10 protein-coding genes and 1 tRNA gene are annotated in these 16885 nt (G+C 71.7%); all 11 read right to left on the bottom strand.

Annotated elements, in window-relative coordinates:
* Window positions 1-58: 58 nt before the first annotated feature.
* The 11 genes from GQF42_RS24520 to bldG all read right to left on the bottom strand — a co-directional run bounded on the left by GQF42_RS24520 (window position 59) and on the right by bldG (window position 16870).
* Window positions 59-135 (bottom strand) — tRNA-Thr (locus GQF42_RS24520).
* 118 nt (window positions 136-253) lie between these two features.
* The gene (locus GQF42_RS24515; protein ID WP_158923288.1) at window positions 254-1858 is read right to left on the bottom strand and encodes an alpha/beta hydrolase; all 1605 of its coding nucleotides are present in this window, start codon (window positions 1856-1858) and stop codon (window positions 254-256) included.
* 368 nt (window positions 1859-2226) lie between these two features.
* On the bottom strand, window positions 2227-3432 hold the full coding sequence (locus tag GQF42_RS24510) for a DNA polymerase III subunit delta' (RefSeq protein ID WP_158923286.1): 1206 nt from the start codon (window positions 3430-3432) through the stop codon (window positions 2227-2229).
* Between the two features lie 176 nt (window positions 3433-3608).
* Entirely contained in the window at window positions 3609-6938 is a 3330-nt protein-coding gene (tmk, locus tag GQF42_RS24505; protein WP_158923284.1) for a dTMP kinase, read from the bottom strand.
* A 167-nt stretch (window positions 6939-7105) separates the two neighbouring features.
* The gene (gene topA / locus GQF42_RS24500; protein ID WP_158923282.1) at window positions 7106-9940 is read right to left on the bottom strand and encodes a type I DNA topoisomerase; all 2835 of its coding nucleotides are present in this window, start codon (window positions 9938-9940) and stop codon (window positions 7106-7108) included.
* 269 nt (window positions 9941-10209) lie between these two features.
* Window positions 10210-10407, bottom strand: coding sequence for a hypothetical protein (locus tag GQF42_RS24495; RefSeq protein ID WP_158923280.1), 198 nt, complete (start codon window positions 10405-10407; stop codon window positions 10210-10212).
* A gap of 414 nt (window positions 10408-10821) precedes the next feature.
* Window positions 10822-12363 carry a DUF7059 domain-containing protein gene (locus tag GQF42_RS24490; RefSeq protein ID WP_199272777.1) on the bottom strand — a complete coding sequence of 514 codons (1542 nt, stop codon included), beginning with the start codon at window positions 12361-12363 and terminating at the stop codon, window positions 10822-10824.
* Between the two features lie 20 nt (window positions 12364-12383).
* Entirely contained in the window at window positions 12384-12992 is a 609-nt protein-coding gene (locus GQF42_RS24485) for a small secreted protein (protein ID WP_158923276.1), read from the bottom strand.
* Window positions 12993-13217: 225 nt separating this feature from the next.
* Window positions 13218-15620: a sodium-translocating pyrophosphatase gene (locus tag GQF42_RS24480; protein ID WP_158923274.1), complete on the bottom strand. Its 2403-nt coding sequence runs from the start codon at window positions 15618-15620 to the stop codon at window positions 13218-13220.
* 322 nt (window positions 15621-15942) lie between these two features.
* Complete coding sequence (locus GQF42_RS24475; RefSeq protein ID WP_158923272.1) at window positions 15943-16371, bottom strand: ATP-binding protein; 429 nt, start codon at window positions 16369-16371, stop codon at window positions 15943-15945.
* A 157-nt stretch (window positions 16372-16528) separates the two neighbouring features.
* Window positions 16529-16870 (bottom strand): anti-sigma factor antagonist BldG, encoded by a 342-nt coding sequence (gene bldG, locus GQF42_RS24470; RefSeq protein WP_158923270.1) that lies wholly within the window; start codon window positions 16868-16870, stop codon window positions 16529-16531.
* Window positions 16871-16885: the final 15 nt, after the last annotated feature.

Raw genomic sequence — 16885 nt, 5'->3', positions numbered from 1 at the left:
CCAGCACCCCGGACAACAGAAAACCCCAGGTCGGATACATTCCGTCCTGGGGTTCCAGTGGAGCCGCCTTCGGGATTCGAACCCGAGACCTACGCATTACGAGTGCGTTGCTCTGGCCATCTGAGCTAAGGCGGCACGCCGTCCGCACTATGGTGCGATCGGCAACGTCGGTAAGTCTACACAGTTTCCGCGGGCGCTCCGACCACGCCCCGGAAGCACGGGTTCCGGAGCGGGCTGCAGGGGCCATGAGCAGCTATGAGCAGCGTTTTCCGGTGGTCGGCGGGGTGCCGTGGAGCAGGTAGGTGTTGATCGCGGTGTCGATGCAGGTACTGCCGCGCCCGTAGGCGGTGTGGCCGTCGCCGACGTAGGTCAGCAGGCGCCCGGAGGAAAGCTGACGGGACAGGGACTCGGCCCAGCGGTAGGGGGTCGCCGGGTCGCGGGTGGTGCCGACCACCACGATCGGCGCCGCGCCCTTCGCCTCGATGCGGTGCGGCACACCCGTGGCCTTCACCGGCCAGTACGCGCAGCTCAGCGCGGCCCAGGCCAGGGTGTCACCGAAGACCGGCGACGCCTTCTCGAAGGCGGGCAGGGCCTGCTGCACCTGGTCGGGGCCGGTGAAGGCGGGCGGCAGGTCCAGGCAGTTCACGGCGGGATTGGCCATCATCAGGTTGCTGTAGTGGCCGCTCGCGTCCCGTTCGTAGTAACTGTCGGAGAGTGCGAGCAGGCTCGCGCCGTCGTTCTCCTTCATCGCCGAGGTCAGCGCCTCGCGCAGCTGCTCCCACTCCCCCTGGTCGTACATCGCCGCGATCACCCCGGTCGTGGCCAGCGCCTCGTCGAGCTTGCGGCCGTTGGTGTCGCCCGTCGGGATGGGGTGCGCGTCCAGCTTGCGGAAGAACGCCTTGAGGTGGTCGCCGACCTGCGCGGGCGTGGTGCCCTTGCCGCCGAGCGGGCAGTCGGAGTGCCGTACGCAGTCCTTCGAGAACGCCTGGAACGCCGTCTCGAAGCCCGCCGTCTGGTCCAGGTTCAGCGTGCGGGCGTCGATGGAGGGGTCCATCGCGCCGTCCAGGACCATCCGGCCCACCCGGTCGGGGAACAGTCCCGCGTACGTCGCGCCGAGGAACGTGCCGTACGACGCTCCCACGTAGTTCAGTTTCGGATCACCCAGCACCGCCCGCAGGATGTCCATGTCCCGCGCCGCCTCGACGGTGGAGACATACCGCAGCAGCCGCGCCGAGTGCGCCCCACAGCTCTCGTCGAACTTCTTGTCCGCCGCGACCAGCGCGTCGCGCTCCTGCTGGTTGTCGGGCGTCAGGTCCGTCTGCGCGTACTGGTCCATCCGGCGGCCGTCGAGGCACTCCACGGGCTCGCTGCGGGCGACGCCCCGCGGGTCCATCCCGACGATGTCGTAGCGCGCGCGGACGTCCGCCGGGTAGCCGATGCCCGCGTAGCTCTGCACGTAGTCGATCGCCGAGCCGCCGGGACCGCCCGGGTTGATCAGCAGCGAGCCGATCGGCTTGCCCTTGCCGGTGGCCTGCTTGCGGGTGACGGCCAGCCGCACGTCGCCCGCGCCGGGGGTGCCGTAGTCCAGCGGGGCCTTCATGGTCGCGCACTGGAAGCCGGGGGAACCGCAGCTGCGCCAGTGCAGTTGCTGGGTGTAGTACGACGACAGGGCCGACGGCGTCGCCCGCGGCAGTGCGGCCAGCGCCGCCTGGGTCGTGTCACCGGCCGAGGCGGTCGGGCTGCCGGGGGAACAGGCGGACACGAGCAGGGCGGCGGCCCCGAGAAGGGCGACGGTGAGGCGGGCCGTCGGCCGGGGGCGGGTGCCCCGGGTCCGGCCGGGGGTGGGCCTGATGTGCATCAGGCGAGCGTAACGCTGTGCGACCAATCGGGCGCGATGCGTGCGAGAGATCAGCTCGTACGAGGGACACGCGCGGCTGCGGGCGGTGGTGGGAGTGGCGGTGTGGGCGGTGACGTGGTCGGTGGCGTGGGCGACGCATCGGACGGCGGCGCGCGCGGCGGTTCGGACAGTGGCACCCACGGTCGTTCGGACGGCGGCGGGCGCGGCGACCCGGACAGTGACCCGGGCAACGGCGCGCACGGTGGTTCGAACGGTTGCACGCACGGTCGTTCGGACGGTTGCGCACGCGCCGTCGGGGGGCTCTTCGGGGCGCACGTCACCCGCCCGCAGGGGCCGGCGCATCACTCCCCGCGCCGTCCGCACACCCCTCACCCCTCCCGCAGCGCCATCGTCATCGCCTCCACCGCCAGCAGCGGGGCCACGTTGCGGTCGAGGGCCTCGCGGCATGCGGCGATGGCCTCGATACGGCGGAGGGTGGACTCCGGGGTGCTGCCCCGGGCCAGCCGCTCCAGGGCGTCCCCGGCGTCGGCGTTGGCGATCGCCACGCGTGAGCCCAGCTGGAGGGCGAGGACGTCGCGGTAGAAGGCCGTGAGGTCGCCGAGGGCGATGTCGAGGCTGTCGCGCTGGGTGCGGGTTCTGCGGCGCTTCTGCATGTCCTCGAGGTCCTTCATCACGCCCGCCGTGCCGCGCGGCAGCCGACCGCCCTGGGAGGCGCCCAGCGCCGTCTTCAGCTCCTCCGCCTCCTTGCCGTCCATCTCCTCGGCGAGCTGCTTGGCGTCCTCGGCCGCCGCGTCGACCAGCTCCTGCGCTGCCCTGAGACAGGCACCGACCTCGTCGAGGCGCAGGGGCAGCTTCAGTACGGCGGCGCGGCGCTCGCGGGCCGACGGGTCGGTGGCCAGCCGCCGGGCCCGGTCGACGTGGCCCTGCGTGGCCCGGGCGGCGGCTCCGGCGACCTCCGGCTCGATGCCGTCGCGGCGGACGAGCATGTCGGCGACCGCGTCGACGGACGGCGTACGCAGATTCAGGTGGCGGCAGCGGGAGCGGATCGTCGGCAGCACGTCCTCGACCGAGGGGGCGCACAGGAGCCAGACGGTGCGCGGAGCGGGTTCTTCCACCGCCTTCAGGACGGCGTTGGCCGACTTCTCGTTCAGCCGCTCGGCGTCCTCGACCAGGATGATCTGCCAGCGGCCGTTCGCCGGGGCGGTGAACGACTTGCGGACCGTGTCCCGCATGTCCTTGACCAGGATCTCGGAGCCGACCGCGGCGACCGTGGTGACGTCCGCGTGGGTGCCGAGCAGCGCGGTGTGGCAGCCGTCGCAGAAGCCGCAGCCGGGGGAGCCGCCGAGGGCGCGGTCGGGGCTCACGCACTGCAGGGCCGCGGCGAAGGCCCTGGCCGCCTGGTTGCGCCCCGCGCCGGGCGGGCCCGTGAACAGCCAGGCGTGCGTCATCTTCGACGCCTCGGGCAGCGGCTGGTCGGCCGCGACGGCCGTGACGAGGGCGTCGGCGTCCCGCGCGGCGGCGTCGAGCACCGCGCTCACCTTCTCCTGCCCGACGAGGTCGTCCCATACGGTCATGGGTCACGCCGCCCTTCCGTCACACTCCGCGTTCCTTCGTCCATTGTGCGGGCGGGCACTGACAACGCGGTCCGGCCGCCTGCCCAGGGGCCACCCGGAAAAGGCGAGGGCGGCGCCGGTCGCGTTCCGCGCCCCGCGCCGCCCCCTGCCTCGCCCTACCCCGAGGGGATCCGCCGTCAGCCCCGTCGGCCCCGGCCCCTGCGGCCCTGCTCCTCGTCGTGGTCGCCGTGGTCCCGCTCGTCGTACGACCCCAGCAGCTCGTCCGCCAGCGTCGGCAGGTCGTCCAGCGGGGTCTCCTCGGCCCAGTCGGGCCGCGGCCGGCGGCGCGGTGTGCCGTCGGCGTCGAGCTGGGGCATCTCGCGGGTGCGGTCCTCGGAGCCCTCGGAGCGCGCGGCGGGCCGCTCGTCCCGGAAGAACCCGGCCGGCACCCGGTCCGCCGCGGTGTCACCCGGCGCGGGCGGCACGTCACCCCGGACGGGCGGCAGCACGGCCGTCTCCTCGGCGGAGACCGGCGGCAGGACCGCCGTCTCGTCCGCCGCGCCCGCGCCCGCCGGCGGCTGCGGCAGCTCGGCCGTCACCTCGGCGTCGGAACCGACTCCGGAGCCGGACTCGGACGCCCCTGCGCCGTTGCCGGCCTTCCCGGACTGCCCTGACTGCCCTGGCTGCCCTGACTGCGCAGCCTCGTCCGCCCCGGCGCCGTCCTCGCGCACCGGACGCAGCACTGTCGTCTTCTCCACGGCCCGCTCGTCCTGCCCGCGCGACACCACCGGCGTCGGAACGGTCTCCTCGGCGCCACGCGGCTCCGGCGACACCACCGGCGTGGGCACCGTCACCGCGTCGGACACCACACCCGGCGCGGCCGGCAGCCGGGAGCTGGACCTGCGGGCCGCCGTGTCGGCCGCCGCCGCGGCCTCGGCCGCCTGCCTGCGGGCCTCCTCGGCACGCAGCAGCGCCTCCTCGGCCTTGCGCTGCTTCTCCAGGCGCCGCGCCTCCTCCTCGGCACGCAGCCGGGCTTCCTCCTCCGCCTGCTTACGGCGCCGCTCCTCCTCGACCCTGCGGCGGGCCTCCTCCTCGGCGCGGGCCTTCTCCTCGGCGAGCAGCCGCTGTCGCTCCTCCTCGGCGCGCCGGGCGGCCTCCTCGGCCCGCTGCCGGGCCTCCTCCGCCTGCCGTTCGGCCTCGCGGCGCTGCGCCTCCTCCAGCTCCCGGCGCTTGCGCTCCTCCTCCTCGGCGCGCAGCCGGGCCAGTTCCTCCTGGCGCTCGCGCTCCAGGCGCTCCTCCTCGGCCTTGCGGGCGGCCTCCTCCTCGGCCTTCTTCCGTGCCTCCTCCTCGGCCTTCTTCCGCGCCTCCTCCCGGGCCTTGATCTCGGCCTCGGACAGCGGCAGCACGGTGTCGAGCCGGTGCCGGATCACCGTGGTGACGGACTCGGGCTCCTGACCGGCGTCCACCACCAGGTAGCGCCCGGGGTCGGAGGCGGCCAGGGTGAGGAAACCGGCCCGCACGCGCGCGTGGAACTCGGCCGGCTCCGACTCCAGGCGGTCCGGCGCCTCGGTGAACCGCTCGCGGGCCGTCTCCGGGGAGACGTCCAGCAGGACGGTGAGGTGCGGGACGAGCCCATTGGTCGCCCAGCGGTTTATGCGGGCGATCTCGGTCGGGGACAGGTCGCGGCCGGCGCCCTGGTAGGCGACGGACGAGTCGATGTACCGGTCGGAGATGACGACCGCGCCGCGTTCCAGGGCGGGGCGTACGACGGTGTCCACGTGCTCGGCGCGGTCGGCGGCGTACAGCAGCGCCTCCGCGCGGTGCGACAGGCCCGCGGAGGAGACGTCCAGCAGAATCGAGCGCAGCCGCTTGCCGACGGGGGTGGCCCCGGGCTCGCGGGTGAGCACGACCTCGTGGCCCTTGGCCCGGATCCACTCCGCGAGAGCCTCGGCCTGGGTGGACTTGCCGGCGCCGTCGCCGCCCTCCAGGGCGATGAAGAAGCCGGTCCCGGCCGGTGCCTCGAGCGGGTCGTCGCCGCCGAGCAGCGCGTCCTTGAGGTCCTGGCGCAGCGGGATGCCGGCGCGGTCGTCGACCTTGGCGAGCACCAGCACGGCCACCGGCAGCAGCAGCGCGCCGACCAGCATCAACGTGAAGGAGGCGCCGCCGTGCGCGAAGACGAACCGGCCGTTCTCCAGGCGGTGCCGGCCGATGAGCCCGGCGACCACGGGCGCGATCAGGACGCCGAGCGCTGTGCAGACCCGGACCACCGCGTGCAGGTGCTCGGTGACACGCGCCCGGCGGAAGTCCTCGGTCTCCTGGTCGAGCAGGGCGTGGCCGGTGTTCGCGGCCACGCCCGCGGTGACGCCGGCGATCGTGACGATCAGCAGCACCGTGGTGACGTCCGGGACCAGGCCGGCGGCCAGCAGCGCGATACCGGTGAAGGCGATCGCGAGGGCGAGGAGCCGGCGGCGCGAGAGCGAGGGCAGCAGCGCGGGGGCCGTACGGATGCCGACGGCGACGCCGCCGGTCAGGCCGAGGACCAGCAGGCCGTACAGGACCGGGCCGCCGCCCAGGTCGGTGGCGTGCAGCACGCAGACCGAGACGGCGGCGGCGATGGCGCCCGCGACGGTGGCGCAGGCCGGGACGAGCAGCGGGATCGCGCCCGTACGGCCCTTGTCGACGCCGGTGCCGGTGCGCGGGCGGCGCAGGCCCTCCAGCGGCGAGCGCGCGCGGGGGGTGCGCACGTCGGGCAGCTCGAGGAAGGCCAGCAGGGACAGCGAGGCGGCGAACAGGCCCGCCGCCACGTACGACCCGAGGGCCGCGTGATGCTGGTCGAACCAGACCACGCCCGTGCCCAGCAGGTTGTTGAGCAGCCCGGCGACGACCAGGGCGGCGGCGGCCAGCGGCACGGCCAGGAAGCCGGTGCGCAGCGACAGGCGGCGCAGGGCGTCCATGTGGTCCGGCAACGGCCGTACGGTGGCGCCTTCCGGGGGCGGGCCGGGCAGCAGGGCGGGGGCCGCGCTCTCCCGGCACACCGTCCACAGCCGCTCGGCGACGCCGGTGACGAAGGCGGTGACGAGCAGGACGGCCAGTGCGTTGTCCGGCGTCCAGTCGATCCACAGGGGCGCCACGATCAGCAGGAGGGCACGCACGGCGTCGGCGCCGACCATGGTCCAGCGCCGGTCGAGGGGGCCCTCCTGGCCGGTCAGCGCCGTCAGCGGGCCGAGCAGAACGGCGCCGAAGAGCAGCGTGGCGAGGACACGCGCGGCGAAAACGGTCGCCACTGCGAATGCCACGCCCCGGTAACCACCGCCGAACACGCCCTGGACGATCGCCGCCTGCAGGACGAGGACGACCAGGACGAGGAGGGCGAGGGCGTCACCGACACCGCTCACCAGATGCGCGCTCCACAGGCGCCGCAGCTCCGGTCGGCGCAGCAGGGAGCGGACAGCGCGCTCGCGGGAGTCCGCGACCAGGGCGTCGTCCGGGGTTGCGGTGGGGGCCGTTGGCTGCTCGGCTCGCGTCATGCGTTCAGCCTATCGGCAGCCACCGACATCACACGCCGCCTCTCCTGGCATGCGCACGCCCCGACACCAAAGTGATGCCGGGGCGTACCCAAGTGAGACCGAAGCGGTACCCGGTGAAACCGGAGCGTGCGCTTCGCGAACCCGAACAGGTGCTCAGTGGGTCGGGCTCAGTCCTCCGTGCCCGATGCCGTCGACTTGGCGGCGGTCGCCTTCTTGGCGGTGGTCTTCTTCGCCGCCGTGGTCTTCTTCGCGGCCGCGGTCGTCTTCTTCGCCGCCGTCTTCTTGGCCGCGGTCTTCTTCGCCGGGGCCGCCTTCTTGGCCACCGTCTTCTTCGCGGTCTTCTTGGCGGGCCCCTTCGCACGCTTCTCGGCGAGCAGCTCGAAGCCGCGCTCCGGGGTGATGGTCTCCACGCTGTCGCCGGAGCGGAGGGTCGCGTTGGTCTCGCCGTCGGTGACGTACGGACCGAAGCGGCCGTCCTTGACCACGACCGGCTTCTCGCTGACCGGGTCGGTGCCCAGCTCCTTCAGCGGCGGCTTGGCCGCCGCACGACCGCGCTGCTTGGGCTGGGCGTAGATCGCCAGCGCCTCTTCCAGCGTGATCGTGAAGAGCTGGTCCTCGGACTGCAGCGAGCGCGAGTCCGTGCCCTTCTTCAGATACGGGCCGTAGCGGCCGTTCTGCGCGGTGATCTCCTGGCCCTCGGCATCGGTGCCGACAACGCGCGGCAGCGACATCAGCTTGAGCGCGTCATCGAGCGTCACCGTGTCCAGCGACATCGACTTGAAGAGCGAGGCCGTGCGCGGCTTGACCGCGTTCTTGCCGGTCTTGGGCGTGCCCTCGGGGAGGATCTCCGTGACGTACGGGCCGTAGCGGCCGTCCTTGGCGACGATCTGGTGGCCGGTCACCGGGTCGGCGCCCAGCTCGAAGTCGCCACTGGGCTTGGCCAGCAGCTCCTCGGCCAGCTCGACGGACAGCTCGTCCGGCGCCAGGTCGTCCGGGATGTCCGCGCGCTGGTGCTGCTCGGAGTCCTTCTCGCCGCGCTCGATGTACGGGCCGTAGCGGCCGACGCGGAGCACGATGTCGTTGCCCACCGGGAACGAGGACACCTCGCGCGCGTCGATCGCGCCCAGGTCGGTCACCAGCTCCTTGAGGCCGCCGAGGTGGTCCCCGTCGCCGTTGCCCGCCTCGGCCGCGCCGCCGTGGCCCGTGCCTTCACCGAAGTAGAAGCGCTTCAGCCACGGCACGGCCTGTGCCTCGCCGGCCGCGATGCGGTCGAGGTCGTCCTCCATCTTGGCGGTGAAGTCGTAGTCGACGAGCCGCCCGAAGTGCTTCTCCAGGAGGTTCACCACAGCGAAGGACAGGAAGGACGGCACCAGGGCCGTGCCCTTCTTGAAGACGTAGCCCCGGTCGAGGATCGTGCCGATGATCGACGCGTACGTCGACGGGCGGCCGATCTCGCGCTCTTCCAGCTCCTTGACCAGGGAGGCCTCGGTGTAGCGGGCCGGGGGCTTGGTGGCGTGGCCGTCGACCGTGATCTCCTCGGCGGACAGCGCGTCGCCCTCGGCGACCTGCGGCAGCCGGCGCTCGCGGTCGTCCAGCTCGGCGTTCGGGTCGTCGGCACCCTCGACGTAGGCCTTCAGGAAGCCGTGGAAGGTGATCGTCTTGCCGGAGGCGCTGAACTCGACGTCCCGGCCGTCGGCGGCGGTGCCGCCGATCTTCACGGTCACGCTGTTGCCGGTCGCGTCCTTCATCTGGGAGGCGACGGTCCGCTTCCAGATCAGCTCGTAGAGCTTGAACTGGTCGCCGGTCAGGCCGGTCTCGGCGGGAGTGCGGAAACGATCACCCGAGGGGCGGATCGCCTCGTGGGCCTCCTGCGCGTTCTTGACCTTGGCGGCGTACGTACGCGGCTGCGGCGGCAGGTAGTCGGCACCGTAGAGCTGCGTGACCTGCGCGCGGGCCGCCGCGATCGCCGTGTCGCTCAGCGTCGTGGAGTCCGTACGCATGTAGGTGATGTAGCCGTTCTCGTACAGCTTCTGGGCGACCTGCATCGTCGCCTTGGCGCCGAAGCCGAGCTTGCGGCTCGCCTCCTGCTGCAGCGTCGTCGTACGGAACGGGGCGTACGGCGAGCGGCGGTACGGCTTGGACTCGACGGAGCGCACGGAGAAGCGGGTGTTCTCCAGGGCGGCGGCGAGGGCGCGGGCGGTCGCCTCGTCGAGGTGGAGCGTGTTCTCGCCCTTGAGCCGACCCAGGGAGTCGAAGTCGCGGCCCTGCGCGATCCTCCTGCCGTCGACGGTCTGCAGGCGGGCGACCAGCGACGACGGGTCCGAGGAATCCCCCGCGCGGCCGGTCGCGAAGGTGCCCGTCAGGTCCCAGTACTCGGCAGAACGAAACGCGATGCGCTCGCGTTCCCGCTCGACGACGAGACGGGTCGCGACCGACTGGACACGGCCGGCCGACAGCCGCGGCATGACCTTCTTCCAGAGCACCGGCGATACCTCGTAGCCGTAGAGGCGGTCGAGGATGCGGCGGGTCTCCTGGGCGTCGACCAGCTTCTGGTTGAGCTGGCGCGGGTTGGCGACGGCCTCGCGGATCGCGTCCTTGGTGATCTCGTGGAAGACCATCCGCTTGACGGGGATCTTGGGCTTGAGGACCTCCTGGAGGTGCCAGGCGATCGCCTCGCCCTCCCGGTCCTCATCGGTGGCGAGGAACAGCTCGTCGGAGTCCTTCAGCAGGTCCTTGAGCTTCTTGACCTGTGCCTTCTTGTCGGCGTTCACCACATAGATCGGCTGGAAGTCATGGTCGACGTCCACACCGAGGCGGCGGACCTCGCCGGTGTACTTCTCGGGCACCTCCGCGGCGCCGTTGGGGAGGTCGCGGATGTGCCCGACACTCGCTTCGACGACGTAGCCGGGGCCGAGATAGCCCTTGATCGTCTTCGCCTTGGCAGGCGACTCGACGATGACGAGTCGGCGGCCGCCGTGTGCGGTCTCGCTGGTCGGGGACAACTTCGCTCTTCTCTCCGGTCGACGCTGGGGCCTCCCCAGGGCCTTCGTCCCGGGGTCGCGGCGTACTGCTGGCACGTGTGACGCTGCGGAGTGTGACGCTACATCCCGCCCCCGTGTCAAACGGGAAAAGCCCACAACGGCCACTCGAACGGTAACCCGACTACCGCCATTCCTGCCGCCCGGAGTCCCCGGCAGCCCGGCGGCCCCTGTCCGGAGCGTGACGCTCCCCTTACTCCCACGGTATGCCCGCCGCGGCGCAGCCGCCGACGTCAGAGGCGGGTCAGGCAGTACACACCGAGGGCCAGCGCGACCGTCCCGGCCACGGTCGCGAGGGTGGCCGATGCGACTTGGTTCACACCGTGGGCCACCGGCTCCCGGCGCCGCAGGCGGGTGCCCGTCCAGACCAGCAAAGCGCCTCCGAACAGGGAGAACACCATTCCCGCGAAGATCGCCGGCCCGCTCTCCATGCCCGTGCACCCTTTCCGCGCCGTCCGGCTCTGCCCAGCGCGGGGAGGGTGGCACGCGCGGGATACGGACGGGCGACATCGGGGTGAACGGAGGGTCGACACCACTTCGAACATACGATCGACATCGGCCGGGGTGCCCCCGTCACCCATACTTTTCCGGCCTTTTTGCCGACCGCGGCGCGTCCCGCGACCCGCGGCAGCCGCATCCGGTCCCGTGCCACCGGCATACGACGATGATCCCGGCGCGACGAGGAACACGATCCGACCACGTCTACGACGGCACGAGCACGCGGCGTACGACACCTGCCCGGCACGGCCCGGCACGCACCGCGGCACGCACCGCCCGGCACGCACCGCGGCACGCACAGCCCGGCCCCGCACGGCACGGCGCCGAGCGGCGCCCCGGCCCTCGGCTCAGCCCGCCGGCTCCAGGAACCCCTGCTCCACCAGCAGCCGGATCTGCGCGGGCGTGCGGTCACGGAGCCGCACCGGGTCCTCGCCCATGAGCTGGGCGATGGCGTCCAGGATGCGGCCCGCGCTCAGCGTGCCGTCGCAGACGCCCGCGAATCCGGCACCGACCGTGTCCACCTTCGTGGCCCGGCGCATCCCGCGGTGCTGGCGCAGCACCACGTGCTCCGGATCCTCGGCGCCGGGCAGGCCGACCTGCTCCTGGACCACCTCGGCGGTCAGCCTGAAGTGCCCTTCGAGCAGCGCCGCGTCGTCGTGCCCGCGCAGATAGTCGATGCGCTCGAAGTGCGCCAGGATCGTGTCCCCGAGCGGCTGCTCGACCGGATGCGGCCACTCCTCCACGGTGACGACGGGCTCGGCGGAACCCGTCCGGCGCAGGGTGATCCAGCCGAAGCCGACCGCCTTGACCTTGCGCGCCTCGAACTCGTCGAGCCAGGCGTCGTAACGAGCCTGGTATTCCGCCGGATTCCCGCGATGGTCCCCGGCGTCCCTCAGCCACAGCTCGGCGTACTGCGTGATGTCCTGCACCTCGCGCTGCACGATCCAGGCATCGCACCCGCGCGGCACCCACGACCTGAGCCTGTCCTGCCAGTCCTCCCCTGCCACGTGCTGCCAGTTGGCGAGGAACTGCGCGAACCCGCCCTCGTTCAGCCGTTCCCCCGCCTGCTGAACGAGCGAGCGGCACAGATCGTCCCCGCTCATCCCGCCGTCCCGGTACGTCAGCCGGGCACCGGGAGAGATGACGAACGGCGGGTTGGACACGATCAGGTCGAACGTCTCCTCGTCCCGGACCGGTTCGAAGAGCGAGCCCTCGCGCAGATCGGCCACCCGTGCGCCGGACAGCGCCAGCGTGAGCGCGGTGATGTGCAGCGCGCGCGGGTTGAGGTCGGTCGCCGTCACGCGCGTGGCGTGCTGGGCGGCGTGCAGCGCCTGGATCCCGGATCCGGTGCCGAGGTCCAGGGCGGAGGCGACCGGCGTACGGACGGTGATGCCGGCGAGGGTCGTGGAGGCGCCGCCGACGCCCAGGACGACAGCCGTGTCCGCCTGCCGGCCCTGCTGCCCGCTGCCGCCCGCGCCGCCCACCGCGCAGCCCAGGTCGGAGACGATGAACCAGTCCTCGCCGTCCGGTCCGCCGTAGGGCCGTACGTCCACGGTCGCGGCCACCTCGTCGCCGCTCACACGCGTGAGCCACCCGGCGTCCACGGCCTCCTCGACCGGCAGAACGGCCGCCACGCGCGCGTGGGGCACCGGTTGCTGGAGCAGGAACAGCCGTACGAGCGTCTCCAGCGGCGTGTCGCCGCGGGTCGCCCGCAGGGCGGGCACGGTCTCGCTGCGGGCCAGCGCCGCGTACGCGGGGGCACCGAGCAGCTCGAGCAGCCCGTCGGCGGTGAAGGAGGCGGCCAGCAGCGCGTCCCGCAGGCGTGCGGCGACGTCGGGCCGGTCGGAAGCGGGCAGGGAAGCGAGTCCGGAGTCAGTCACGCCCCCCATTGTGGCCCGCGGCGGGTGCCTCAGCCCTTGCCGGCGGACGGCGAGGCGGAGGACGCGGAGGCCTTCGTGCAGCCCGCCTGCTTGGCCACGGCCTGGTTGACGTCACCCTTCTCGAGGTTCTGCAGGGAGGTGATCGCGCTGTCGTACTGCCCCGACACCGCCTTCATCCGCTGCGAGAGGTCGCCCAGACCGGCGGCGAACTTCGTCTGGTCCTTGGTGTCGAGCCCGTCCACCTGCTTCTTCAGATCGGCGTAGGCCGCGGACAGGGCCGTGAGCTTCTTGACGGCGTCCTGCTGCTTCGCCACGCCGCCGTCGACGCCCGGAGGCGCCCCGGCGCTGCTCAGGGTGGCGGCACGCGCCTTGAATGCGTCGGCCAGGTCCTGGAAGGCCTGGGAGTCCGTCTTCTGGACGTCCTTCGGCGGGCCGTCCTGGGCAACCGCCTTGAGCGCGTCGTTGGCACCCGAGATCTTCGCCTGCTGCGAGGGCAGCGGGTCGCACACCGTCTTGGCCCAGGCGACCAGCTTGGGGTCGGGCCCCTTGCTGCCGCCGTTGCTGCTGCTGGTGCATCCCGTCAGCGCCACCACCAGTACCGCACCGCCGGACAGTGCGGCCGCGAGCTTCTTGTTCACCGGATAGGTCCCTTCCCTGGCTCTCGGCCCACGGACCCTACACGGCGAACGCACACCCTCCACATCCCGTACGCCCCCTAAAGCGCCCTTTGTGACTCTTTACACCAAGAGAGAGAAGGCTCACCACGTGGGCGAGCCCACAGACGCAAGCGGGCGGGCGGCGCGTCAGCACGCGCCGCCCGCCCGCCCGTTGAACAGAGCTTCCCGGGCACCCTCCGGGCAGGGTTACGAAACCACCGCCGTATTGGCCGAGTTGGCGACCCGCTCGGTGCTCTCGTCGTCGCCGACGGCGATGCCGCGCCGCTTGGAGATGTACACGGCGGCGACGATCACGGCGAGTGCGAGGACCGCGATCAGGATCCGTACGCCTAGGTTCTTGTCGCTGCCGTACGAGAACTTGATCACCGCGGGCGCGATGAGCAGCGAGACCAGGTTCATGACCTTCAGCAGCGGGTTGATCGCCGGTCCCGCGGTGTCCTTGAAGGGGTCACCGACCGTGTCTCCGATCACCGTGGCCGCGTGGGCCTCACTGCCCTTGCCGCCGTGATGACCGTCCTCCACCAGCTTCTTGGCGTTGTCCCAGGCACCGCCGGAGTTGGCGAGGAACACCGCCATCAGCGTGCCCGCGCCGATCGCGCCGGCGAGGTAGGAGCCGAGCGAACCGACGCCGAGCGTGAAGCCGACGAAGATGGGCGCCATCACGGCGAGCAGCCCCGGTGTGGCCAGCTCCCGCAGGGCGTCCCTCGTACAGATGTCGACGACCTTGCCGTACTCGGGCTTCTCGCTGAAGTCCATGATCCCGGGCCGCTCGCGGAACTGCCGACGTACCTCGAACACCACCGAACCGGCAGAGCGCGACACGGCGTTGATGGCCAGTCCGGAGAAGAGGAAGACGACCGCGGCGCCCGCGATGAGGCCGACGAGGTTGTTGGGCTGCGAGATGTCCAGCGACAGGCTCAGCGGCGCGCCCGGCCCGGTGAGCCTCGTCCCGACGGCCTGCACGTTGGTGGTGATCGCGTCGCGGTACGACCCGAACAGCGCCGACGCGGCGAGGACGGCGGTGGCGATGGCGATGCCCTTGGTGATGGCCTTGGTGGTGTTGCCGACCGCGTCCAGGTTGGTGAGCACCTGCGCGCCCGCGCCCTCGACGTCCCCGGACATCTCGGCGATGCCCTGGGCGTTGTCGGAGACCGGACCGAAGGTGTCCATGGCGACGATCACGCCGACCGTGGTGAGCAGACCGGTGCCGGCGAGGGCGACCGCGAACAGCGCCAGCATGATCGACGTACCGCCGAGCAGGAACGCGCCGTACACGCCGAGCCCGATGAGCAGCGCGGTGTAGACGGCGGACTCCAGGCCGAGCGAGATGCCGGACAGGACAACGGTTGCCGGGCCTGTGAGGGAGGTCTTGCCGATGTCTCGCACCGGACGGCGGTTGGTCTCGGTGAAGTAGCCGGTGAGCTGCTGGATGACGGCGGCGAGCAGGATGCCGATGGCGACCGCGACGAGGGCGAGGATCCGTGGATCGCCGTCCTTGCCCCGGATCGCCGCGTCCGTCACACCGTGCAGGCCGGAGTACTTCGACGGCAGGTAGACGAAGACCGCGACCGCGACCAGCACGAGGGAGATCACCGCGGAGATGAAGAAGCCACGGTTGATCGCGCTCATGCCACTGCGGTCGGTGCGCCGCGGGGCGACGGCGAAGATGCCGATCATCGCGGTGACGACGCCGATGGCGGGCACGAGCAGCGGGAACGCCAGCCCGGAGTTGCCGAAGGCGACCTTGCCGAGGATCAGTGCGGCCACCAGCGTCACGGCGTACGACTCGAACAGGTCGGCCGCCATGCCGGCGCAGTCGCCGACGTTGTCGCCCACGTTGTCGGCGATGGTCGCGGCATTGCGCGGATCGTCCTCCGGAATGCCCTGCTCGACCTTGCCGACCAGGTCGGCGCCGACGTCGGCGGCCTTCGTGAAGATGCCGCCGCCCACACGCATGAACATGGCGATCAGGGCGGCGCCGAGGCCGAAGCCCTCCAGCACCTTCGGCGCGTCGGCCGCGTACACCAGCACCACGCAGGAGGCGCCCAGCAGGCCGAGCCCCACCGTGAACATGCCGACTACGCCGCCCGTGCGAAATGCGATCTTCATTGCGGTGTGCGAGACGGTGGTGAGATCCTTTTCCGGTTCGCCCGGTGCCGGTGTGGCTTCCCGGGCGGCCGCGGCGACCCGCACATTGCTGCGCACGGCGAGCCACATGCCGATATAGCCGGTGGCCGCCGAGAAGGCGGCACCGACCAGGAAGAACACCGAGCGTCCCGCCCGCTGATTCCAGTTGTCCGCGGGCAGCAGCATGAGCAGGAAGAAGACGACGACGGCGAATACGCCGAGGGTGCGCAACTGCCGGGCGAGATACGCCTTCGCGCCTTCCTGGACCGCCTCGGCGATCTGTTTCATGCTGTCGGTGCCCTCGCCCGCCGCCAGCACCTGGCGCACCAGGACCGCCGCTACCACCAACGCGGCCAGGGCGACCACCGCGATGACGGCCACGAGGATCCGGTTGTGATCGGTCAGGACCGCGGCTGCGAGGGACAGGGGATGGTCCGGCTGAGATGTAGAAAGCCCCGCCATTCGTCCTCCTTGACGCTTGGGCTGAGCTCAAGATGTGGACGGATTCTAGGTACCCAGGAGTGATCTCAACAGAGCGCGGTAAACGGAATTAGCCTCCACCGGCTCAGAAACAAATGATCGAGATCCCGCCATGACACCCGAATGGAGTAATGCCCTCGGCCCATTGGCCCCCGGATTGCCGCTTGATCGAATCGGCGAGGGTTTGATCGTGAATTCCTTCACGAATTCGACGGCCCTGGAAGGGGACACGGAGGGGTCCGGAAAAGCAGCGAGGGCCCTGCTCGGCAGGGCCCTCGGAAGCGTGAACGCGAACGGCGGCGGTTCAGAGCAGCGCGGCCGACGGGGGTGTGGTCGGCCAGGTCATGCGGATCAGGCCGCCGTCCTGCCCGGTGGTGACCTCCACGTCGTCGACGAGGCCGCTGATGACCGCCAGGCCCATCTCGTCCTCCTCGACCTCCGCCTCACCGTCCGGCGCTGCGCCCGACGCATCCGGGACGGCGTGCGGCGCCTCGTCGCCCACCTCGATGGAGAACTGTTTCTCCTCCTCGATCAGCGCCACCTTCACCGGCGCCGAGATACCGATGCTCTGGTGCAGCCCCACGGCACGGGAACAGGCCTCGCCGACGGCGAGCCGGACCTCGTCCAGGACGGCCTCGTCCACTCCGGCCCTGCGTGCCACCGCGGCCGCCACCAACCGGGCGGTCCGGACGTGCTCGGGCAGCGCGCTGAAGCGGAGTTCGACGGTGGCCATGCATCCCCCTCGCGACTACGGGCGTGCGGTGGAGGGCCGGGCCGCCGAGCGCCCGCGCCCCCTGGTGTACTTCGATGCCCCGGGCCGCCGCCGGCCCGGGACGGGGACCGACCGGCGCACGGGCCCACGAGGGCCCGGCACCGGTGACCGGTCCGGGTCAGTCGGTGGCCGCCACCGCTTCCTCGACCGAGGCGTGGATCGGGAACACCTTGGTGAGGCCGGTAATGCGGAAGATCTTGAGAATGCGCTCCTGGTTGCAGACCAGGCGCAGCGAGCCCTCGTGGGCACGCACCCGCTTCAGGCCGCCGACCAGCACGCCGAGACCGGTGGAGTCGAGGAAGTCCACGCCCTCCATGTCGACGACGAGGTGGAAATTGCCGTCGTTCACCAGCTCGACCAGCTGCTCGCGCAGCTTGGGCGCGGTGTATACATCGATTTCGCCACCGACCTTGACGATCGTGCGATCGCCGACGGTCTCGGTCGACAGAGACAGGTCCACGGATCCTCCAGCACC

This window comes from Streptomyces broussonetiae, from assembly GCF_009796285.1.
In the GTDB taxonomy this organism is placed as follows: Bacteria; Actinomycetota; Actinomycetes; order Streptomycetales; family Streptomycetaceae; genus Streptomyces; species Streptomyces broussonetiae.
This window is presented reverse-complemented; position numbering and strand designations above follow the sequence as displayed.

Coding starts and splice junctions, on each gene's coding strand:
- GQF42_RS24495 (WP_158923280.1), bottom strand. CDS start 10,407: ATGGAGAGCGGGCCGGCGATCTTCGCGGGAATGGTGTTCTCCCTGTTC.
- GQF42_RS24475 (WP_158923272.1), bottom strand. CDS start 16,371: ATGGCCACCGTCGAACTCCGCTTCAGCGCGCTGCCCGAGCACGTCCGG.
- GQF42_RS24480 (WP_158923274.1), bottom strand. CDS start 15,620: ATGGCGGGGCTTTCTACATCTCAGCCGGACCATCCCCTGTCCCTCGCA.
- GQF42_RS24510 (WP_158923286.1), bottom strand. CDS start 3,432: ATGACCGTATGGGACGACCTCGTCGGGCAGGAGAAGGTGAGCGCGGTG.
- GQF42_RS24515 (WP_158923288.1), bottom strand. CDS start 1,858: ATGCACATCAGGCCCACCCCCGGCCGGACCCGGGGCACCCGCCCCCGG.
- GQF42_RS24490 (WP_199272777.1), bottom strand. CDS start 12,363: ATGGGGGGCGTGACTGACTCCGGACTCGCTTCCCTGCCCGCTTCCGAC.
- tmk (WP_158923284.1), bottom strand. CDS start 6,938: ATGACGCGAGCCGAGCAGCCAACGGCCCCCACCGCAACCCCGGACGAC.